The following is a 22,032-nucleotide window of genomic DNA, read 5'->3' as shown; positions in this document are numbered from 1 at the left end:
GATCTCTCGATGCTAAAAATTGTGAAAGTTTCTGAACTCAAGAATGTACTTAATGCCCTTCCAGCCGATTGCGACTTAAATGTCGTCACGGGTGATGAATGGTTACCAGAGCAATTAGTCGCTACTTCAACGGTAGACGATATGCTGTTTTTACAGTTTGACAATGCACCCGAAGATATTCAAGGTGAAGAAGCTCGCGGCTTCGTCGATCATGAAATTGACATGATTCGTCAGCGGTTTGAGCAAATTATTGCTGAAGATTCCGATAACAGCAGTAAAGCGGATGCGCTCTTGGCGCTATTTCTCATCGGCCACGAACAAAGCAGCGGCGAAGTAATTGAAATTTTAGAAAGCGCTGAGTATGAACAACTGGCATTTGAAGAATCAGTCAGCGAATAACCTGTCAGCGAATAAATAAACGAGACCATATCATCGAATACCCTATGAGCGACACCCAATCTTTGCCGCTTATTCTAGCCGGCCCTATTTTGAGAAAAACCACACCGTCTGAATTAGTGCTGTGGTATGTAACCAGTCAACCGGTTTCCGGTGAATTTCAACTCTATGCTGACGCTGACAACGCGCTCATTTATCAAGCCCCACTTACCGACTGCCAGTCATTGAAAGTCGGTGAACGCGCCTATGTCGTTTGTGCTCAATTCAAAGGGACGTTTCCGGCGAATGTCGCCTTAAGCTACGACCTGAAGACCTCACAAGGTAGCCTTGCTGAATTAATGCCTGATTTACTCTATGAGGATGAGATTAGGCCCACTTTCCGCATCAGCACCCAAGCCGATTATTTGCTTCATGGCTCGTGCCGTAATCCTCATCACGCGAGTAAAGATGCCTTAGTTCAAGCGGACTTAAAAGTCTCAACCCAAGCGCTTGAAGAACGTCCCGACCTATTGATGATGAGTGGCGATCAGATCTACGCTGATCACGTTGCTGGCCCAATGCTGGATGCGATTCATCAGGTCTGTGATCTACTCGGTCTCAAACAAGAACGTTTCGTCGATGCTCCAATCCAAACCAGCCAAGCACTGTTTGAACACCCAAATTGCTACTATCAACGCGACCGACTTCTGCCAAGCTATCTTGACCACAGCCACAGGCTCAACCGTTGGCTACACGCCAAATACAGCCCAATATTCAGTTCACGCGACTGTGAAAACCACCTGATTAGCTTTGGCGAATTCATCGCGATGTATTTATTGGTTTGGTCGCCAACGCTTTGGTCGCACGTTAATCTTAATCGATTAGCAGAACAGGATTTTCAACACGTAGGAAACCGATTGGCGGCGGTGGACATCAAACAATGGCACCAAGAAAAAAACCATATTGAACAATTTGTTGCTGGTTTAAGCCACATACGGCGCTTAATTGCCCACATTCCCACTTACATGATTTTCGATGATCACGATGTTACCGATGATTGGAATCTCACCGTTGGTTGGGAAAAAGCGGCCTACGATAATGTGTTTGCCAAACGTATCATCGGGAATGGTTTGATCAGCTACTGGTTATGTCAAGGATGGGGGAATGAACCCGATAGCTTCCCACTTGAATTACTTACCTTAGCGCAACGATTCAGTGCTAGTGAACAAGCACAAGCGCAAGATGATTTAATTCAATACCTGTATAGCTTTGAACAGTGGCACTACACCATTCATAGCTCACCAAAAGTCGTGGTGTTGGATACGCGTACTCGCCGCTGGCGCTCAGAATCACGGATGAACAAACCATCCGGACTAATGGATTGGGAAGCTCTGATCGAATTTCAGCAGCAACTCATGCATCAAGATAAGGTGATCGTGATTTCGGCAGCGCCAATGTTCGGCGTCAAATTCATCGAAGCGTTACAAAAAAGCATGACATTATTGGGCCAACCGCTTTTAATCGATGCCGAAAACTGGATGGCGCACCCCGGCAGTGCCAATACCTTGCTGAGTATTTTTACTCACACTAAGACACCCACTAATTTCGTTATTTTGTCGGGAGATGTGCACTATTCCTTCGCCTACGACATCAAATTGAGATTCAGAAAGTCGAGCCCAAACATCTACCAAATCACCTGTAGCGGGTTTAAAAACCAATTCCCAGAGCCGTTATTAGCGATTTGTGACCGCTTTGACCGAGCGCTTTATTCGCCGCGCTCGCCATTAAACTTTTTTACCAAGCGTAAACGGTTGAAAGTGTTTAAGCGCGACCCTGATATCAAAGGTTCTCGCCGCTTGGTCAATGCCAGTGCAGTGGGTGAATTAAAGCTCGATAGCCACGGCAAACCCAGTGAAATTGCGATTTTGACCGCAGAAGGTAAAACGGTTCGTTTTCCACCAACCGACCAAGAAAGCTTGTGATCTGAATGGAAAGCCACTATCTATAAAAAGAGAGCGCGATCAAACGAGAGCGATACAGAAAAACCAAAACGCAGCAAAAGTGCGATAGGCACAAAAGAACTCGAAACGCTCTAAAATCAGTCACAACAGAACCAAGCAAGGCAATGAAGATGCTCAATTCAATCAGTAAACTATTTAAACAACTCTTAGAAGGTCATGACCTTAGTAACCAAAATAAAGCCGACCCAAACTTGGCCATTGCCTGCTTATTGTGCGAAGTGGCGGGAGCTGATCACCAAATAGAGCAAAGTGAAGTAGAAGCAAAGCAACAACTGATTGCCCGTCTGCTGGGGCTCGATGCAACGCAAGCTCAAACCTTACTAAGCCGTGCAGAAGCCAAAGTCAAAGACGCCGCCTCTTTGTATGAGTTCACCACCCAGTTGCGAGAGTTAAGCCAAGAGACGCGTTATAACTTGATCAAAGCCATGTGGGAAGTGGCCCATGCCGATGGGGAAATCGACCCACAAGAAGATGCGGTGATTCGTAAATCAGCCGAACTACTCTATGTTGACCATCGTGATTTCATTCGCGCAAAAATTTCGGTGACCGATCAGAAAAAATAGCGTGGTGAATCGGCCTAGCACGACATCAGATAACAAAAAAGCGAGCTTATAAGCTCGCTTTCAACCGGTATGAACATTGATTACAGCATGGTTAGCGCCAGTTTCGCCAAGTTGTAGGCATCAACATAACCAGAATGCTGACGACCTTCCCACTCAATACCTTTCGCTTCTTGTGCGGCCTTGTGACCAATACGTTTTTCTTTTAAGCGGTTTTGAATGCGGTAAATAGTGGCGAGGTTCACATACTCTTTAAACGGCATTTCAATGCCTTTGTCTGCGCACTCTTTTGCTAACACCAAATCATCACGTCCCCATGCAGCGTAAATTTTGTTGTTGCCGCCAAAATTCTTGATCATCGATTTGATCACTTCCGCTAATGGTCGCCCTTGTTTTTCCACTTTACGTGGCGTGATGCCCGTTAACTCTGCACAAAATAGGGAAACTTCATCGTGCTCGGGCTTAACGTAATACTGAGCACGTTTAACGATCTCGCCTTTAACCAAATCAATCTCTGCCAAGCCGATCTCGATAATTTCGCCAGTCGTGCCGACGCCATCGATATTCCAGCAGCACATTTCTAGGTCAAAACAAACGATACGATTATGATTCATGACTCGCCCAACAAGAGATAACTAAAGCGCGAAATTCTACCGTAAAGCTCACGCTAACCCAAGTAACCCATCACAACTCAAGTGCTGTTCGCTGAGTTATTCAGCAATCGATACAGTATTTCTACCTGCATTTTTACTTTTATACATTTGTGCATCAGCAGAATGAATCAGTTGCTCGACCGAATCATGCTCTCGAATCGCCGCGCCGATACTTAGAGAACAACAAACCGCCTGCTCTGCTATCTGGATGTTACTGGCAAATACCGTGGAACAAATATGATTGAGATAAGTGTTCAGCGTATCTCGTTCAATCACATTACTAATAATGCCGAACTCATCGCCACCAAGACGAATAAAGATATCGCCTGGCTCTAAGCACTGCTCTACCGTGCGAGCGACATGAATCAACATTTCATCGCCCCCTGCGTGACCGAAGTTATCGTTAACTAACTTAAACTTATCAACATCAAAACCAATCAGAGTAAAACGGCGATCTTCTTCCACCATTGTCGCAATAAATTGGTTAAACGCATGGCGACTATAAAGCCCTGTCAATGAGTCATGCTCAACCAAAAACTGTAGTTCTTTGGTGCGCTGAGCCAATTGATACTCTAGGTTAGATTTGGCTCTGACTTGCAGATACGCGATATAACTCAGCAGACAAGCAATCACAAAACCGCCAAAAAGAATGCCATGAACAATCAACAGGTCATTGGCGGTCACTTTATCACCAAGCCTGAAATAGATAGCCCATTGTCGATTAGGTAAGTCCAACACTTTGCGTACTTCTAACCCATCCGTCGTCGCCCAGTTATCGCTCTCAAATAGCACTGGATCATCTTCGGCATCGAAACCAAGATCGACCACTTTCACTTCAAGTTTTTGCTCGGCAGCGGTGCGCACCATTAAACCTTCAAAATAGTGTGAGGTGCGGATGACACCAATCACAACACCAATCAAGCGCTGATTCGTCTCCATATCAAACACCGGGTGGTACACCAAGATACCATCGCGTTCTAAGCTACTATCGAGGCCATCTTGAATTAAGCGAACCTTATCTGACAAGCTTGGTTTATGGTGAATGCGCATATTATCCACAACCAATTGGAAGCGTGGACGTGAAGAATAAAAGCCCAATACACTTTCATTGCTGGCATTGCGTGGGTAAATATCACGCGCAGCAAAAATAGGCTCTTCGGCAGGCATGATGTAGCCGAGGGTTTTCTCGCCGCCTTTTGGAATCGTATAGATTTGATAATTTGGGTATTGAAGACGGGTATTGGCAACAAACTGATCAACTTGCGCTTCTTCGACTCGCTCCATCCACTGCAAAGTGACCAGCGTTTGCGAAGCACCTACCACCTGTCGAGCGAAAATAGGAAAGTGATCCCATTCATCACGATCTGTTGCGTGAAAGAAATTGGCTCCCGCACCAATGTGGTCAAGATCACTGCCAATAAACTCGGCCAAAACTTCAGTTTGTCGCTCAGCTAAGTTCTCAAATAATGTCTGGCTATAGCGCTGCTGGGACAAGTAAGAAAAATACCCCACACACAACGCAATCAGCGCCGTCACGGTAAAGGTGATTAATGGATAGAGCCATTTTTTCTCAAGCGTTAAAGTCATTCAATCATTTATTTTATCGTTCTAGTCTTCTCATACTACTCCTTCTCCCGTTAGGACTAAAACTTTTCTTGCGCACTTATCAGCCTTTTTCATTAGATTAGAGTCCGATTTTTCTGACAGGCACAAAAACCTGCTCAAAAACAGACCAACCAGTAAGGTCTATAATGCTTTACAAGCGTTTTCTACAAGCATCCATACTTGAATGTGATAACATTCATCCCAATTTATTTGAGATTACCCCAAGGGCCGTATCATGCGGAACTTGAACTGAAACCTATAAGAGAATTGTCATGACGTTCGATTTACAAATGATTCCTCACACCTTTGACATGCTGCATGCTGGCCTTGCGGTTTCTAGCATCCTATTACTTCTGATTGCGGTTTCGCGTAAATCTAAAGTGATTGAGAAAGTGATCGAAAAACCAGTTGAGAAAATCGTTGAGGTTGAAAAACCGGTCGAAAAGATCGTTGAAGTTGAAAAAATTGTCGAAGTTGAAAAAGTGATTGAGAAGGTGGTTGAAGTTGAATCTAAGCTTGCCACTGCATCAACCGACTCAGCGATGCAACTGCTTTCTATCATGCAACAAGAAGCACGCTTAATCGACTTCCTAAAAGAAGACCTGACTTCATTCTCAGATGAAGAAGTGGGCGCGGCTGCACGTGTTATTCACACTGGCGGTCAGAAAGTATTGGCTGACTACGTAACGCTTGAGCACATCCGTAACGAAGATGAAGAAACTCGCATTACCGTTGAAGCTGGCTTCAACCCTCAAGAGATTCGCCTAACAGGCAATGTAACAGGTCAAGCACCATTTAGCGGTACATTGGTACATAAAGGTTGGAAAGCAACTGACATGACCCTGCCTAAACTGGCTGAGAACTACAATGCATCAGTGATTGCACCAGCTGAGGTAGAGCTGTAATGGAACACCAACAAAGCCAGTCTACAGACGCTACGCTACTAGAAAGCAGCCAACCTGCATTCAGTGTCGGTATCGACTTAGGTACTACTCACTGCGTACTGTCATACCTAGATACCCGCGATGAAAACGCCAAAGTTGAAGTGATGCCAATCGCTCAACTGACCGCGCCAGGCATGGTAGAAACCCGTGATCAGCTTGGCTCATTCCTATACCAACCACACGAAAACGAGATGGATAGCGCATCACGTGTGTTGCCTTGGTCAAGTGAACCTAAAGCATTAGTGGGTGCCATTGCACGTAACTTAGGTGCGAAAACCCCAATTCGTTTGATTGCAAGTGCAAAATCATGGCTTTGCCATGCTGGTGTAAACCGTCGTGATGCTTTCTTACCAGCTGGTAGTCCAGAAGAAGTAGAAAAAGTATCGCCATTACGTGCTACCGAGTTGTATCTAGAGCACCTAACCGCGGCATGGAACCACACTCATCCAAATGCACCACTGCAAGAGCAAGATGTGACCATCACGGTTCCAGCTTCGTTTGATCCTGCTGCGCGTGATCTAACCGCAGAAGCGGCGCGTAACGTTGGCTTGACACATCTCACCTTGCTAGAAGAACCACAAGCAGCATTGTATAACTGGATTGATAACAGTAACGATGCATGGCGCGATCAAGTAACGGTGGGTGACATCGTACTGGTGGTCGATATCGGTGGTGGTACGACGGACCTTTCTTTAGTTGAAGTGACTGAAGAAGACGGCAACCTAACGCTCAACCGCATCGCTGTAGGTGAACACATCCTACTTGGTGGTGACAACATGGATCTCGCGCTTGCTTACCGCCTAAAAATGAAGCTGGCGCAAGAAGGCAAAGAGCTACAGCCATGGCAAGTTCAAGCCATGACTCACGCTTGTCGCGATGCAAAAGAAGCGTTGCTTAACGATGCTGAACTGCAAGCGGTACCGATCGTGGTCCCAAGCCGTGGTTCTAAATTGCTTGGCGCAACACTGAAAACTGAATTGACGCAGCAAGAAGTCCAACAAACTCTGGTTGATGGCTTCTTCCCAAAAGTCGCGGTAACTGAGCACCCTGTACAACGTAACCGTGGTGCATTGACTCAAATGGGTCTGCCTTACGCACAAGATGCGGGCATCACTCGTCATATCGCGGCATTCTTGTCTAAACAAGCGAATGCCCTTGCTGTGTCAGGAAATGGTGGCGCTTCAACGCCAGCACAAGAATACAACCCATTTGCTGGCATGCCAGGCATGGGTGGCGAAACCGTGTCTGCGGATTTCATCAAGCCAACAGCATTACTGTTTAACGGCGGTGTGTTGAAATCAACCCTATTGTCTAATCGTTTAGAAGAGACCATTGGTGAGTGGCTCATTGAAGCAGACGCGGAGCTGCCAACCCGTTTAACCGGTACGGATCTCGATCTTGCGGTAGCCAGTGGCGCATCATACTACGGCTCAGTTCGTCGTGGCCAAGGTGTGCGTATTCGCGGTGGTATCGCATCAAGCTACTATGTGGGCATTGAAAGCGCGATGCCAGCGATTCCGGGTATGGCACCACCAATGGAAGCACTTTGTGTTGCTCCATTTGGTATGGAAGAAGGTTCAAGTGTTGATGTTCCAAGCCAACCATTTGGTTTGATTATCGGCCAACCAGTTAACTTCCAGTTCTTTGGTTCAACAGTACGTCGTGACGATATCGCAGGTACTCACTTAGATTACTGGGCACCAGAAGAACTAGAAGAGCTACCTGAAATTCAAGTCACGCTGCCGGTTTCTGAAGGCCGCCGTGAAGGTGAAGTGGTACCCGTAACCCTCGCCTCTCGCGTCACTGAACTTGGCACGCTTTATCTTGAGGCGATCGCCGCCGACAATGGCCAGAAATGGCATGTTGAATTCGATGTGCGCGAAGATGCGAACAGTGACGCAGACGCAGCAAGCGAAGCAGAATAACTCGTGAGTCAAACGGCATCCAAATGGATGCCGTAATTATATCGTTATGTCCTTCCCTAGCGCGGGGTACGAGCAAGTTAGGGAATTCTATTTTTAACTGCAGTGGCGAGATTCTCGATTCAGTCGTACCTTCTTTTCGAGAACAACAACAATAATAATCCGTCACCTCATAAGCAGCAGAAGGTTTGTATGGCATCTCCTCGTTTTCTTGTTGGTATTGATTTAGGCACCACCAATACTGTGGTGGCTTACTGTGAAATCACCGACAACCTTGAACAATCCCAAGTTTCCCTATTTGAAATAGACCAGTTGATCGGTGCAGGTGAAGTCGTACGCAAACCTCTTTTACCCTCATTCCGTTATCACCCTGCGGCAGGGCAAGTTTCTGCCAATGATCTTACTCTACCATGGCAAAATGAAGCGGTTCCTGGTGACAATAACAACATCATCATCGGCGAATGGGCACGCGAACTGGGGGCAAAAGTAGAGGGTCGACAGGTTTCTAGCGCCAAAAGCTGGCTGTCGCATCAAGCGGTTGACCGCCGTTCGGAGATCTTGCCTTGGGCGGGTGCGAGTGATGTTGAAAAAGTCTCACCACTGATCGCCAGTGCCAGCTACCTCAACCATATCCGTCAAGCATGGAACTACCGTAACCCTAGTAATAAGCTCGAAGATCAAGACGTCGTGGTCACCGTACCTGCCTCATTCGATGAAACGGCACGTAAGCTGACCTTAGAAGCCGCTGAACTGGCCGGTCTGACTAACATTGTGCTGCTTGAAGAACCACAAGCCGTTTGTTACGACTGGTATGCACGCCACCAGCAAACCGCAGCACAAGAGCTCAAAGCACTGCCATTGATTCTCGTGTGTGATGTGGGCGGTGGTACCACTGACTTGAGCTTGATTGAAGCTCGTTTTACCTCAGAGAATGGCAACACTGACGAGTTAGCGCTCGATCGTATTGGGGTCGGCGAGCACCTAATGCTGGGTGGTGATAACCTGGATTTAGCTTTAGCGCATTTAGCCGAAACGCGCTTTGCCCAATCAAGCCAAAACAAAAAACTCAACGCGGCGAGCCTAACCAAGTTGATCCAACAAACGCGAGCAGCAAAAGAGAGCCTACTATCAGCTAACGCACCTGAGCAGGTAAAAATCACCATGCTAGGCAGCGGCTCTCGACTACTCGGCGGCACTAAAAGTATTGATTTAAGCAAACAAGAAGTACATCAAATTGCGTTAGATGGTTTCTTCCCAATCAGTGAATTTAACGAACTGCCAGATAAGCGCCGCAGCGCTGTGGTTGAATTTGGCCTGCCATACGTTGCTGATCCTGCCGTCAGTAAACACGTTGCCGAATTTTTAACTCAACACCAACAAGTCTCACGAGCAGCATTAGGGTTAGACGAGACACAAAATGCGATTCCGGTTGCTTTGCTGCTTAACGGTGGCGTCTTCAATAGTGAACTGATCACCGAACGAGTCACCACGCTATTAGAAAACTGGCGCGGTGGTGAGATCACCGTATTAGATAACCCACACCCAGACTGGTCAGTAGCGCTAGGCGCAGTCGCCTTTGGTAAGGCTCGACGTGGGGCGCAATTAAAAATTGGTGGTGGTGTTGCCCGTTCTTACTTCCTGCATCTACAAGAAAAAAACAAACTTGGTAAAGCCTTATGCCTACTTGCCAAAGGGACAGAGGAAGGCCAAGAAATTCGTTTGAGTGGTCGCCGATTTTCACTCACTCTGGGTGAACCGGTACGCTTTAACTTACTCACCTCAACTCACGATACCTTGCACAATCACACCACGGTACAAAATGGCATGATGGTGGATGTGGATCCGGACCTCTTCCAGCCACTTCCTCCGTATATTTCAACCCTTGATAGTGAGGGAGCGGAGCTGCAAGCCAACCAAAAAGAGCGCGTGGAAGTATTGCTCGCCTGTCAATTGACCGAAGTCGGCACGTTGAAAATGGAGTGCGTATCTAGCCAAGATGACAACAAACGTTGGGCGCTAGAATTTGAAGTTCGCAACCAACAAACCGACCAGCAAGAGCAAAATATCCATCCTCGCTTAGAAGAGTGTAAAGAGCTTGTCAGTCGCATCTATAGCGCCAACAAGAAAAGTGCCGAAGGTAACGAAATAAAAACGCTCGCGAAAGGGTTAGAGAAGCGCCTTGGGCCACGAGATGATTGGGATTTCACCACTCTTCGTCAGTTATTCGATGCCTTTGCGACTGGTCGTAAGCGCCGTCGTCGTTCTGAGCAACACGAGAAAAACTGGCTGCGTCTGGCCGGTTTTGCTCTGCGTCCCGGCTTTGGTGATGCCACTGATGGCTGGCGAATTGAGCAAGTATGGAGCTTATACCAACAGGGGATCCAGTTTAAAAATCACCAAGGCTGGACCGATTGGTGGGTATTCTGGCGTCGTATTGCTGGTGGCTTGAACCAAGAACAACAAGAAACCATCTTGGCTGACATTGCCAAATACTTACACCCAGGAGCGATGAAGAACCCTCAATCGGCTAAAGCCGCCCAAGAGATGGGTTATGAATCTATGGTGCGTCTATCCGCGTCGCTTGAACAACTGGATGTTGAAGATAAGGTGCTGTTGAGCACTTGGTTCCTAAGTAAAGCGATTAACCACAATCAATATCAACAAGCACACTGGTGGGCTTTGGGCCGTCTTGCTTCTCGTACCCCTTTGTATGGCAGCCAACATAATGTGGTTAGCCGTGAGCAAGCTGAACAGTGGTTGCCTAAGTTACTTGAACAAGATTGGCAGAAAGAGCCGATGGTGGCTTTCGCTACTGTGATGATCTGTCGTAAAACTGGGGATCGGCAATTTGATATCTCTGAGGATTATCGTCAGCAAGTACTCGATAAATTGAAACAGAGTAAAGTACCAGATTCATGGTTAGAGTTAGTTGCCGAAGTCAAAGAGCTGTCAGCGAGTGAATCTAAACGTATATTTGGTGACGCACTGCCTCACGGATTAACACTGGTAAAAAGCTAATATTGCCGTTGTTCGCCTAACATCAGTACGACACATTTAGTTTTAAAGTTATAACTGCCCTCTTGCTGTTCCAGCTTGGGGGCATTTTTTAACACTACCCTCTCAATCAAGCTTGGGGTAAGATGATCGGCAATGAGGAAATAGGTAGCCCATTGATGCCACAAACAAATCGTCAATTACTGGTCGCTCTATTCAGTGCTTTTTGCCTGCTATGGCTGAGCGCGTTTAATTCCGTACAAGCCAATACTGCCCTTCCTGATCAAACCAACGACAATATTCACCATAATCAAATCGCGGTTTCTGCGGTTGAATGTCCTGATAGCAATCGCTCACTTAACCTCGATCATCATGCTAAAGTTGAGCATCAGAGCTGTTCGTCATTCTGTGTGATGAAAATGCCTTTTGAGCCGCTCAATTACGCATTACAACTTTCCCCTTCTGCTATTGCGCCGATCGGGCATGATGTTGTGGGTAAAGCGATTAGCCGAACCCAAACACTTTTTCGTCCTCCTATCTCCTAATATTAGACTTCGTTAATCCGATCAAACGATCGCCCTCGTGCGGTATGCACGCGTATTACATTTAAAGCGACACCATTAGGAAATAAGAATATGAACAAGATTTTTGCACTTTTCGCCTCATTGATGATGGCATTTTCAGTACAAGCCGCCACTGCCGACCAACCAAAACCGACCTTTACTGAAGGCGACTACTACACGGTTATCGACGGGCCAAAAGCCGACACTCCCACCGTCACTGAATACTTTTCATTTTATTGCCCACACTGCTACAAGTTTGAATCGATCGTGAAGAACTTAAAACCAGCGCTGGCGGACGATGTGACGTTCGAAAAAGTGCATGTCGGCTTTATGGGCGGTCCAATGGCATCTTCCATGGTAAAAGCGTATGCCACCATGGTGGTACTGCAAGTAGAAGATCGCATGGTTCCTGCGATGTTCGAACAAATCCATATTTTGCGTAAAGCGCCTCAAAGTGAAGCGGAAATTCGCCAGTTATTTATCGATAAAGGCGTCAGCGCTAACGCGTTCGACTTGGCTTACAATAGCAAAGCGGTAGAAGCCAAGCTAAAAGAATACGATGAAAAATTCACCAACAGCACACTACGCGGTGTACCTGCGGTGGTGGTGAATGACAAGTACATCGTTGTCGCGAATAAGATCACTAGTTACGCCGAGTACAACCAGTTGGTTAACTACCTACTGACGCTATAGGCGTTACACTCGCCATTTTCCCTACACTCCACTAGCCAGAGCCCATGTTCTGGCTTTTTTATTAGGATTCACACCATGCCGATTGAAGCGATGAACTTAGAACACTTCACAGCTATCTACCAACGCGCTACGGAGCGTAAAGGCGGTGAGCAAGCACTTGAAGCTCTGCTGTCCACGCCTCTCAGCCGCGAAGAGATCGCGGCGATTAGCGATGACCGTTGGCTCTCTGCATTTTCAATGAAGGTATTTCAATGCGGTATGGCATGGAAAGTAGTTCGCAATAAATGGCCTAATTTTGAAGAGCTCTTTTTTGGTTTTAAGATCGATCCATTACTCATGCTCTCTGACGAGCAATGGGAAGCAAAAGCAAGTGACAAACGTATTATTCGTCACCATAGCAAAGTCATGTCGATTGCTGCCAACGCGCAAATGATTCACGAGGCGCGTATTGAACATGGCTCACTGGGCAAGATGATTGCGAACTGGCCAGCTGAAAACCTCACCGACCTATGGCTTTACTTGAAAAAAAATGGCCAACGTTTGGGTGGCAACACCGGTCCCTATGCATTGCGCCAAATGGGGGTGGATACCTTTATTTTATCCAGTGATGTGGAAGCGTATTTACGTAGCTACAAGATCGTCGAGGGCGGTCGAGATACTAAGCGTTCCCTTAGCCAATGCAATCAAGCATTTGTGCATTGGCAGCAACAAAGTGGGTGTAGCCTCACTCACATTAGCCAAATTATTGCGTTTAGTTGCGGCGGCAATCGTATTGTTAGCGAGTAAAGCCACATTTGCACTGTTACTTTATCCTGCTAGTGAAAAAATACACTTGTTCCTTTTCAAATAAAAACAGCTTGAACGCAATGGATTGCGCTCAAGCTAAGTTACTATTTTCAATGATTTTTCTTGCTTACAGAGTGTCATTCCATTAACTTCGCAGCCGAAATATAACTCTATGGATTTACACTCTATGTACAAAGGCTTATTCGCTTCAATCATCGCTGTTATGTTAACGGCTTGTTCTGGTGCTAACGTGACCAGCCAAATGCGTGATTTTGACGCGACTAACTCAGAAAAAATGTTTCGTTGCGTAACAGTGGAAACTGGGTCTTCAGATACCAACGAAGAACTTGCGGCTTATGATGGTTGGACAATGGTTTATACGTCAGAATACACAACTGACAACAAATCAACCACTGAGCTAACGGTTTGTTTCGAGAAGAAAAACTAATAAGAATTAGCAGTGGGGCGACGGCCCCACTGCTACCGAATAGTAAACATTCAATCCTAAGCGATAATGTATAGCGCCACATAAGGCACGACATTAAACACTAAAATTAACAGCTTATAGGTTGCTAGGTAACGAAAATACTGCGCTTTTAATTCATCATCAGATAAAGCGATAAATTGACGGTGGATACTCATAATACGTTCTTGACCATTGAACAATGAAAAACCCGCCACGATTAACACCAGCAAATTTAGCACTGAACACCAACCAAAAAACGCTCTCAACACTTCAATATCCATCACACGCTCCTCTGTATTTACCTATCGCATAGCCTATCATTGTAAAACTCAGACTAGCGCTAATCTTGGTTACATCTGTGCGCGCTGGCCAGCCAAAATTATCTCTGGCTTTCCCACATTAAATCGCTCAAACACTCACTATGCCTGTTGCTGCGCGTTTACCTTGCGAGTTTTCAAAGAAATATAGGCAAATAAGAACAAATATACCAACAATTGAGCGACAACAATCGTATTGACCAACTGATCAAAACCGAAGGAAATAACAATATGACGAACAATTAAAATTATGGCGAGATAAAGCAATGAGGTTGATAGAAACAACGTTTGCGCTGGTGCAACCTGCTGGTAATGTGCCGCGACCCTGCCACTAAGAAACAGCACGCAAACAATCCCCGCAATAAACGCGGCGCTGCCTATAGGGGCCTCATCACCGTAGATGTTGAAGACATCCTCACAAAGATAAAAAGTCACAAACCCCATCATCACGGCCATGACATTGAAGATCACCAGTCCAGCAACCGTGATCGCAACCATTTTCAAACCGTCTTTAAACTTACTATTTTGCACGTTAACCTTTCCTTGTCGTATTTCTAATATCTATTTTTGTCAATCATCCTAGATCTTCCCATAAAGCGGTTATGTACCGTTATCCTTTCTCACGAGACATAAACCAGCATGAGACGCACTCGTGATTTTCTTCATCACAAAAAAAAATCCCTCGATAAATCGAGGGATTTCTAAATACTTCTATTCTTTTAAAAGGTCATTGCTCTGACTTTTTTATCTAAATCAAATAGATGTGCGGCCGCTTCAACGTGCTGCGGATACTCATGAAATTGAGACCGACAACTTTCATTCATTTGATTAAGTTCTTCCGCTAGCATCAATTTCCAATAGAGTGGCGAGGTTCTTAGCATCGCTAATAAAGGTTTAAGCACTTCTTTCTCGTAGGCTTGCATTAACCACTCTAGGACTTCTTCGCGCATCGCTTCACTATCAATCTGAGACATTGCGCTTAGTGCTTTCTGATAGCTTGGATTGTTCGCTAAGTCATCCATCACTTGGGTATTCTCTTTGGCAAGATCATGCAGTACTTGATCGATAACATTACGCCAATGAGCTTGGCTAATATCAATCTCACTCAGCGTATCAGGCTCAGTGCGAATACTATTCTCAATCCCTCGCTGTGCTTTCATCACGACAGAGCGCACCGTTTGAAAAGGCAATTGGTACTTTTTACTCAGCTCGACAATCAAGGCATAGAAGCCACCATGTGGTAGATGAAGATTCGCTTTGAACGTAGCGAGAGCCGTTTCTTGCTGAGGATTCAGTTCGCTCATAAAAGTTATGTTCCTGTATTTTTGGTCACGTCTACAGCTCAGGATTTACCTCATCACTAAACTGAGCGGCCACTTTATACCAAGCGCAGTACCGAAGCGAGCGAACCTTTTGTCATCACAATTCATCCGAGCCACTGACCATTTATCCCAGTAAATGACCGTTTGTCTCATCAACCAACACCACTTAGTCGTTACGCCTATTCTGTCATCATTCACATAGCGACAGGGATTCACGCAATGACAACATGCAAAATTTTACTTTTAAGCGCAGTTCTGGCCACGTCAATTGGCAGTACTCACCTTTATGCCAACCCAACCGCTGACATTCTAGCCAGCTATTCACAAGCCGCCGATGGCGATGAAGCCATGGTTGAAACCGTCTACGACCAACTCAATTCACTGATTGAACAACAAGGCGCTAAACCACTCACCATGGTCTATTTAGGCAGCACACAAACACTGCAAGGCCGTGATGCCTTTATGCCATGGAACAAAATGAAGTACACCGAGCAAGGATTAGCCACCATGGCGAAAGGGATTGGCTTACTTGATACCTTACCTGAAGATATCAACCAACAAGAGCGCATCCAAGGGTTGCCGGAAGCGTATTTAGCGCAGGCGATGGCAGCGGTCACCTACACCTCCCTACCCGACATGTTCAATCACTTTGAGCGTGGTTATGACATCTATCTTAATCTGCTCAACGACGAGAACTTCGTTCAACAACCTTTTGCCGCTTCAGCTTGGATTTATCACACTGGCATCGTTGCGGCGATTAGAGCGGAGGATTTGCCTCAAGCACAAGCTTGGTTAAGCACCATGGAAGATTTTGATGCGAATAATCCACAAACTCAGGCCGCAAAACGCCTTGTCGCAAGCCAAGGTTGAGGGACGCGTTATGCTCATTTTCAACCACATCGAACGTCATTACCAACTGGGGAATCAAACCGTCCCTGCACTCAAAGATGTCTCGGGCGAGATTTTAGCCGGCGAAATGGTCGCGCTGTGCGGCCCCTCAGGAAGCGGTAAGAGCACTTTACTCAACATCTTAGGTTTGCTGGATATGCAATACCAAGGTAGCGTCAGTATGGATGGGATTCCACTTCCCAAAAATGCCAAGCAAGCCGCTATGCTGCGCCGAACCAGTTTAGGCTTTATTTTCCAACGCTTTAATCTAGTTCCTGTCATGAACGCAATGGAGAACGTCGCCTACCCTCTGTTACTTAATGGCTTTAGTCGCAAGGAGCAACACTATAAAGCGGCGCAAATGCTCGAACTCGTTGGGCTTGAGGACTACCACCACCATCGCCCTGATAACCTATCTGGCGGGCAACAACAACGCGTAGCGATTGCGCGAGCTTTGGTTCATCAACCAAGATTGGTGATTGCCGATGAGCCGACCGCCAGCCTCGATAGCCAAACCGCGAATAAAGTTATCGATATTATGAAAAACCTCGGTCATGAAATGAACACTACTTTTGTGGTCGCCACTCATGATGCACGTATGGCCTCTCGTTGTGATCGCACCATTGAGCTCCTCGATGGCAAGTTGCATCAGCTTGAACAAAATAGTGAGGTGATCTCATGGGCAAGTTAATCTCGTTACTGATACCTGATTCAATGCGACTTGCATGGCTCAACTTGCGCCGTAATCAACGCCGTAGTGCCATGTCGATGTTGATTATTAGCATTGCTGTCTTTGCGCTCACCGCCACTGGAGGCTTTGGCTTATACACCTATCAAAGCCTAAAAGAATCGACAGCCCGTGACATTGGTCATTTGATAATCTCAACGCCTGATTACTTTCAAAAAGATGAAGAGATGCCACTCTCCAATGGCCTAGAGCAACCCGATGATCTGGTGAAAAAGATCATCGCCCTAGATAGCGTGCGAGGCGTGCAGCCAAATATTGCGTTTACCGGTTTGATTTCCAATGGCAATAAATCTGCGATTTATATCGGTAATGGCGTTAACGAACGCGAATTTGACATGAAAGGCCCGTTCTTAGATGTTCAGCAAGGTAAAACACTCTCTAACCTGCGCTCATCTCGCTATGACCCAGCAGAACCAGAAGTGATGTTGGCGGTTGATCTGGCACGCAATCTCAACGTGACCATTGGTGACTGGGTAACGCTACTCGCCACCACAACCGATGGTGCCCTCAATGCCTACGATTTTAAGGTGCATGGCATCTATTCAACTGGCGTACCCGAAATGGATAAACGCCAACTGTTTGTCCATATCGATAGCGCACAAGACCTACTTTATAGCGAGAAAGTCAGCACCATCTCTGTATTCTTGTTTGATTTAGAGCAGACTGAAGTGGTGTCACAGGCGATTGACCGATTGATCGCCCAGCAAGCTCAGGCACTAGAGATTACACCATGGCACGAACGTGCGTTTTACTATCAAAACGTTAAAAATCTCTATGATCGCATCTTTGGCATCATGGGACTCATCATGGCGTTGGTCGTGTTTGTTGCACTTTTCAATACCATGACAATGTCGGTCACTGAGCGCACCCGCGAAATTGGCACCCTCTCCGCTTTAGGCAATTACCCCAACGAAATCATTGGTGGATTTATGCGTGAGGCGGGATTACTCGCGGTAATCGGCAGTCTATTCGGCGTGCTCGCCACGGGTATTTTGACCCTCTTTTTAATGGTGGTCGATGTGCAAATGCCGCCGCCACCGGGTATGACGCAAGGTTATCCATTGACGATTTATTTCTCGTTTTCATTGGCCGTATGGGCACTGCTTGGCGTACTCGCCATCTGCCTAACCGCTGCGTTTTTCTCCGCCCGTAAAGGGGTAAATAAACCGATCACTGAGGCGCTAATTCATGTCTAATTACAAATCTATATTAACCACATTCGTAATGAGTCTGGCCTTGCTTAGCTTAACGGCACAAGCCCAAGCCTTGAATGATGGCCAAGTCAGCCAACTGGTAAAACAAGCTGACGACTATCGCATGGATGATGTGTCAGCACGTGTTATATCGTTGGTTCACTTATACAAAGGCGGCGAACTGGAGAAAACCCGTCAATACAATGTGTATTCACGTCCTGATCGCGAATCTTTGGTGGTGTTCAAATCTGCTGTCGAAGCGGGGCAAAAAATGCTCATGCTACAAGACAACTTTTGGCTGCAAATGCCAAAAAGTCGCCGTCCTATTCGCATCACTCCAATGCAAAAACTACTCGGTGACGCTTCTGTTGGTGACATCAGCACCCTAACTTGGAGCGAAGATTATCAAGGCAAGTGGTTGAGTGACGAGTCCGTCAATGACGAAAGTCACAACCGATATGCGACACATCTGATTGAGTTAACAGCAAAAACGACTGGGGCAAGCTATCAGAGGATAGATCTGTGGCTTGAGCAAGAGACTGGATTTCCAATCAAAGCCAACCTTTACCTGCGCTCGGGCAAGTTGGCTAAACAAGCCACTTTCTCGCGCGGAGAGCGTAATGATGCACCAGCAGTCACGGCAATGACATTGGTCGACGCAATACAAACGGATAAGAAAACCGTGATTGAGTATCAATCGATCACGCCATGGCAATTGGATGACAAGTTTTACAATCCAAGCTTCCTCGCTCGTAATAGCACTTCGGAGCTGTAATAATGCGCCTAATTCCACTCTATGCTCTACTCACTGCGGTCACAACGCTTCCTGCACAAGCTACACAGTGGCAGTTTGATTGGGATTGGGCCGTATCCGCTCAGCACCACCAGCGACAAAGCAGCGATTTTATCCAACCACGTTACGACTCAGCATCACATGTCGACGGTTTACTTGATGTTCAAATTGGCTATGGCCAATGGAGTGGTCTTTTTGCGCTATACAGCCAAGATATTTATCACAGCCAACCGCAGGGCTGGTTTGATGGCGTCGATAATCAATGGATTGTCCGTGAACTTGCATGGCAAGGCGATGTTGATATTGGCCAACATAATGTTGATGTAAGCTTGGGGAAAATTCGTCTCGATTATGGGGTGAGTTACGGCTACCGACCGCTAGATATGTTCAAACCTTACCGACAAAATCCGATTGGCTTAAGTGTCGAAGAAGGCGCAACTGTCGCGACAATTTCACAGTTTGATGGCGATGGAGAATGGAGCTTGATCTACACCAACTCGCACTGGAGTGACGCTAGTATCGATGCGTTTGATGAGGCCAATCAACAACAAGGCGCAGGCCTACGTCACTATGGGCTACTCGCCCAACATGAATATCAGCTCATCGCTTATTACGATGATGTTCGTCGAGGCGCACTTGGTGGGAGTTGGGTCAGTGTAATTGGGGATGCGTGGGAGCTGCATAGTGAAGTGTTGTGGCAACACAAAAGCGTGGGCTATGAACTACCGAACTCTCAGTATCAAGCGGTGGGTATAAAAGAGCAAGGTAATGCATGGCAGGCGCTTGCTGGCTTTACTTATACATCGATGACTGGCCATAGCCTAATTGGGGAATATTGGTACGATAGCCGCGCCTGGAGCACCAGTGAGTGGCAAGAGGCGAAAACACGTGCCAACCAACTTCACTCCAATCCAGCCACTGCACCACTCGCAACCTCTTATGCTCAAGGTTTGAACCACTATAATCTCACCCAACATAGCCTTATGCTGCACTGGAGTTGGGACACCCAAGCGTGGTTACAGTGGCAATCTGACACCAACTGGCACTGGCTAAGTAATGTAACACCGAAGCTAGATCTATTAATTGCGCCACAAGATGGCGGCGTCATCGCGACACAATGGCTCACTTATCAATGGATAGATACCGGAGCTGCATCGGTAGATTTGGAATTTACTGCACGATTTTTGACCGGAAAGTCGGATTCTGCTTACGCGCAGATCAACGATCGCCGTACACTAGTCTTTACGATTAAAGGGAAGTTTTAATGACCACCTCACGCGATATCCTCTGCCCAAAGTGGCGCAACTTAATTATCACTAGTCTATTTTGCTTATTGGTTGCACTCACCACGTATACCGTCTGGGGAGGCCCTTGGTATGTACACGTTTTTACCAGTTTAGGGTTTGGTTATTCCGCTCTACTTTCTTCGCTTTTCCTTGAGCACTGTTTCCCTAATATCCCGCGGCTCATGGAAATTACGATTTCACTCACTAGCTCGGTACTGCTTGGGTCGCTAAACGCTTGGTTATGGCTAGATGGGTATTTAGGTGAAAGCTTAAATGACCTGTTGCCCGTCGTCATGTTAGGCGTAATATTTTCCGGTATGTGCTTTTATTATTTCTATAACCGAGAACAACAAGCCATTGCGGGTCAGTTACTTGAAGAAACCAAGCGCAAACAGGCTGAGCAAGAAAAGGCACTGATTCTCAGCCAATTAATGCAGATGCAAAGCCAAATTGAGCCGCACTTCCTCTTCAACACACTCGCCAATATCAGTGCCCTTATGAGCCAAGATGTCACGAAGGCGCGTATGATGCTTGATAAATTAACGGAACTACTGCGCACCACTTTAGCCAACTCGCGTCTAGCCGAGACCACAGTCAATGATGAAATTAGACAGTTGAGCGCCTACCTTGCGATTCAAAAAGTACGTCTCGATGAGCGGCTCAATTTCACTATCAACGTTGATGACAAACTGACTTACGCCTTGATTCCACCCATGCTGATCCAACCTTTAGTCGAAAACGCCATTAAACATGGCATTGAACCCAAAGGCGCTGGCGGTACGATTGATGTCTCACTCTCGCAACATCAACAACAACTTAAAATCCAAGTGAAAGACGACGGTATCGGCTTAAATCAATCAACCGATACAAAAGGACACGGTGTCGGATTAAGCAACATTAAACAGCGAATCAAAGGCCTATATGAGCAACTGGGGAGTGTTGTCATCACTCAACCTCAATGTGGTGGATTTTGTGTCACCATCTCTATCCCAATGAGTCAGTCCTTAAACAACAAGGAGACGCAATTGACATGACCGTTATCACCGCCCTCATCGCCGATGATGAACCTCTACTTCGTCATCATCTTGATCGTAGCCTTGCTGAAGTGTGGCCAGAATTAGAGATTGTGGCTACTTGTGGTGATGGCCAACAAGCGCTGGACCAAATTACCACCTTACAGCCCGATGTGGTCTTTCTTGATATTCGTATGCCCGAACTTGACGGTATGGCTGTGGCGAAAGCGCTTAGCCAGCCACATCCGCAATCAAACAAAAAACCGAGTGTTCTATCAAAACCCCAAAACCGCTACCAGCCATTAGTCGTCTTCGTTACTGCCTACGACGAATATGCCATTAAAGCATTCGAGCACAATGCGGTGGATTATTTACTCAAACCACTCAATGAAGATCGCCTTGCGGCATGTTGTGAAAAGCTAAAACAGCGACTTGAATCTATTCAACAAATCGATAATCACCTCTCCGTCGCCAGCCAAACGCCTGACATCAATCAACTGCTTGCTCATATTAGTCAATTAACCCCAAAACCAAGTCAGTATCTAAGCTGGATCAAAGCCTCACGCGGCGAAGATATCCACCTAATTTCTGTCAATGAGGTGCTTTATTTCAAAGCAGAAGAAAAGTACGTTTCAATTTACACCGACGACAATTGTGAATATCTGATTAGGACGCCAATCAAAGAGCTATTGACTCAACTTGATCCGGAAGAGTTTTGGAAGATTCATCGTTCTACCGTTGTCAGAGTGGCATCGATTGAAAAAGTATCGAAAGACTTTACCGGACGAATGTTTGTCACCATGCAACAACACAAACTGCCAGTAAGCCGCGCTCAACAAAGTTTGTTTAAAGGCATGTAAAACCAAAGAGTCCCATTTTAAGGGACTCTT

The 22,032-nt window shown here is 46.3% G+C and carries 22 protein-coding genes; 17 read left to right on the top strand and 5 right to left on the bottom strand.

The annotated features are described in order from the left end of the window. The first annotated feature begins 9 nt into the window (after nucleotides 1-9). From RH88_RS07925 to RH88_RS07915, 3 genes are all read left to right on the top strand, one after another. Entirely contained in the window at nucleotides 10-399 is a 390-nt protein-coding gene (locus RH88_RS07925) for a VC1380 family protein (RefSeq protein ID WP_005594790.1), read from the top strand. 44 nt (nucleotides 400-443) lie between these two features. After that, the gene (locus RH88_RS07920; protein ID WP_005594789.1) at nucleotides 444-2,357 is read left to right on the top strand and encodes a metallophosphoesterase family protein; all 1,914 of its coding nucleotides are present in this window, start codon (nucleotides 444-446) and stop codon (nucleotides 2,355-2,357) included. Between the two features lie 149 nt (nucleotides 2,358-2,506). Then, a complete protein-coding gene (locus tag RH88_RS07915; RefSeq protein WP_005594787.1) occupies nucleotides 2,507-2,959 on the top strand; it encodes a tellurite resistance TerB family protein in 453 nt (150 codons plus the stop codon). 80 nt (nucleotides 2,960-3,039) lie between these two features. Here RH88_RS07915 and RH88_RS07910 read toward each other — a convergent pair whose 3' ends face one another. Both RH88_RS07910 and RH88_RS07905 read right to left on the bottom strand, forming a co-directional pair. Further along, the gene (locus RH88_RS07910; RefSeq protein WP_005594785.1) at nucleotides 3,040-3,570 is read right to left on the bottom strand and encodes a 3'-5' exonuclease; all 531 of its coding nucleotides are present in this window, start codon (nucleotides 3,568-3,570) and stop codon (nucleotides 3,040-3,042) included. Nucleotides 3,571-3,666: 96 nt separating this feature from the next. Beyond that, nucleotides 3,667-5,196, bottom strand: a complete 1,530-nt coding sequence (locus tag RH88_RS07905) for a sensor domain-containing diguanylate cyclase (RefSeq protein WP_005594784.1) — start codon at nucleotides 5,194-5,196, stop codon at nucleotides 3,667-3,669. Nucleotides 5,197-5,486: 290 nt separating this feature from the next. Here RH88_RS07905 and RH88_RS07900 point away from each other — a divergent pair, with 290 nt between their 5' ends. The 7 genes from RH88_RS07900 to RH88_RS07870 all read left to right on the top strand — a co-directional run bounded on the left by RH88_RS07900 (nucleotide 5,487) and on the right by RH88_RS07870 (nucleotide 13,564). Further along, a complete protein-coding gene (locus tag RH88_RS07900) occupies nucleotides 5,487-6,119 on the top strand; it encodes a DUF2760 domain-containing protein (RefSeq protein WP_005594782.1) in 633 nt (210 codons plus the stop codon). After that, the gene (locus tag RH88_RS07895; protein WP_005594780.1) at nucleotides 6,119-8,083 is read left to right on the top strand and encodes an Hsp70 family protein; all 1,965 of its coding nucleotides are present in this window, start codon (nucleotides 6,119-6,121) and stop codon (nucleotides 8,081-8,083) included. Before RH88_RS07900 ends, RH88_RS07895 begins: the two co-directional genes overlap by 1 nt. A 189-nt stretch (nucleotides 8,084-8,272) precedes the next feature. Beyond that, entirely contained in the window at nucleotides 8,273-11,098 is a 2,826-nt protein-coding gene (locus tag RH88_RS07890; RefSeq protein ID WP_005594779.1) for an Hsp70 family protein, read from the top strand. A 155-nt stretch (nucleotides 11,099-11,253) separates the two neighbouring features. After that, nucleotides 11,254-11,619 (top strand): hypothetical protein, encoded by a 366-nt coding sequence (locus RH88_RS07885; protein ID WP_005594778.1) that lies wholly within the window; start codon nucleotides 11,254-11,256, stop codon nucleotides 11,617-11,619. 90 nt (nucleotides 11,620-11,709) lie between these two features. Then, a complete protein-coding gene (locus tag RH88_RS07880; RefSeq protein ID WP_005594776.1) occupies nucleotides 11,710-12,330 on the top strand; it encodes a thiol:disulfide interchange protein DsbA/DsbL in 621 nt (206 codons plus the stop codon). A gap of 90 nt (nucleotides 12,331-12,420) precedes the next feature. Then, on the top strand, nucleotides 12,421-13,116 hold the full coding sequence (locus RH88_RS07875) for a DNA-3-methyladenine glycosylase I (protein ID WP_005594775.1): 696 nt from the start codon (nucleotides 12,421-12,423) through the stop codon (nucleotides 13,114-13,116). Nucleotides 13,117-13,303: 187 nt separating this feature from the next. Beyond that, nucleotides 13,304-13,564, top strand: a complete 261-nt coding sequence (locus RH88_RS07870; RefSeq protein ID WP_005594772.1) for a hypothetical protein — start codon at nucleotides 13,304-13,306, stop codon at nucleotides 13,562-13,564. Nucleotides 13,565-13,620: 56 nt separating this feature from the next. Here the strand turns inward: RH88_RS07870 and RH88_RS07865 are convergent, their stop codons facing one another. The 3 genes from RH88_RS07865 to RH88_RS07855 all read right to left on the bottom strand — a co-directional run bounded on the left by RH88_RS07865 (nucleotide 13,621) and on the right by RH88_RS07855 (nucleotide 15,203). Then, nucleotides 13,621-13,863 carry a DUF6868 family protein gene (locus RH88_RS07865; protein ID WP_005594771.1) on the bottom strand — a complete coding sequence of 81 codons (243 nt, stop codon included), beginning with the start codon at nucleotides 13,861-13,863 and terminating at the stop codon, nucleotides 13,621-13,623. Between the two features lie 138 nt (nucleotides 13,864-14,001). Beyond that, nucleotides 14,002-14,430, bottom strand: coding sequence for a hypothetical protein (locus RH88_RS07860; protein ID WP_005594770.1), 429 nt, complete (start codon nucleotides 14,428-14,430; stop codon nucleotides 14,002-14,004). Between the two features lie 188 nt (nucleotides 14,431-14,618). Further along, nucleotides 14,619-15,203, bottom strand: a complete 585-nt coding sequence (locus RH88_RS07855) for a hypothetical protein (RefSeq protein ID WP_005594769.1) — start codon at nucleotides 15,201-15,203, stop codon at nucleotides 14,619-14,621. A gap of 237 nt (nucleotides 15,204-15,440) precedes the next feature. Between RH88_RS07855 and RH88_RS07850 the strand changes: the two genes are divergently transcribed. From RH88_RS07850 to RH88_RS07820, 7 genes are read left to right on the top strand one after another with little or no spacing between them, the layout of a single operon-like run. Beyond that, nucleotides 15,441-16,091, top strand: a complete 651-nt coding sequence (locus tag RH88_RS07850; RefSeq protein WP_005594767.1) for a hypothetical protein — start codon at nucleotides 15,441-15,443, stop codon at nucleotides 16,089-16,091. 10 nt (nucleotides 16,092-16,101) lie between these two features. Beyond that, a complete protein-coding gene (locus tag RH88_RS07845; RefSeq protein WP_005594765.1) occupies nucleotides 16,102-16,800 on the top strand; it encodes an ABC transporter ATP-binding protein in 699 nt (232 codons plus the stop codon). Beyond that, nucleotides 16,788-18,053 (top strand): ABC transporter permease, encoded by a 1,266-nt coding sequence (locus tag RH88_RS07840; RefSeq protein WP_005594763.1) that lies wholly within the window; start codon nucleotides 16,788-16,790, stop codon nucleotides 18,051-18,053. The genes RH88_RS07845 and RH88_RS07840 overlap by 13 nt, the downstream gene beginning before the upstream one ends. Next, a complete protein-coding gene (locus RH88_RS07835) occupies nucleotides 18,046-18,825 on the top strand; it encodes an outer membrane lipoprotein-sorting protein (protein WP_005594761.1) in 780 nt (259 codons plus the stop codon). Before RH88_RS07840 ends, RH88_RS07835 begins: the two co-directional genes overlap by 8 nt. A 2-nt stretch (nucleotides 18,826-18,827) precedes the next feature. Then, entirely contained in the window at nucleotides 18,828-20,108 is a 1,281-nt protein-coding gene (locus tag RH88_RS07830; protein ID WP_005594759.1) for a hypothetical protein, read from the top strand. Next, nucleotides 20,108-21,163, top strand: a complete 1,056-nt coding sequence (locus RH88_RS07825; RefSeq protein WP_005594758.1) for a sensor histidine kinase — start codon at nucleotides 20,108-20,110, stop codon at nucleotides 21,161-21,163. Before RH88_RS07830 ends, RH88_RS07825 begins: the two co-directional genes overlap by 1 nt. Continuing rightward, the gene (locus RH88_RS07820; protein WP_005594757.1) at nucleotides 21,160-22,002 is read left to right on the top strand and encodes a LytR/AlgR family response regulator transcription factor; all 843 of its coding nucleotides are present in this window, start codon (nucleotides 21,160-21,162) and stop codon (nucleotides 22,000-22,002) included. Before RH88_RS07825 ends, RH88_RS07820 begins: the two co-directional genes overlap by 4 nt. Nucleotides 22,003-22,032 lie beyond the last annotated feature (30 nt).

This window comes from Vibrio scophthalmi LMG 19158, from assembly GCF_000222585.1.
GTDB classification, from domain to species: Bacteria; Pseudomonadota; Gammaproteobacteria; order Enterobacterales; family Vibrionaceae; genus Vibrio; species Vibrio scophthalmi.
Note: the sequence above shows the minus strand (reverse complement) of the source record. Positions and strands in the feature narration are given on the sequence as shown.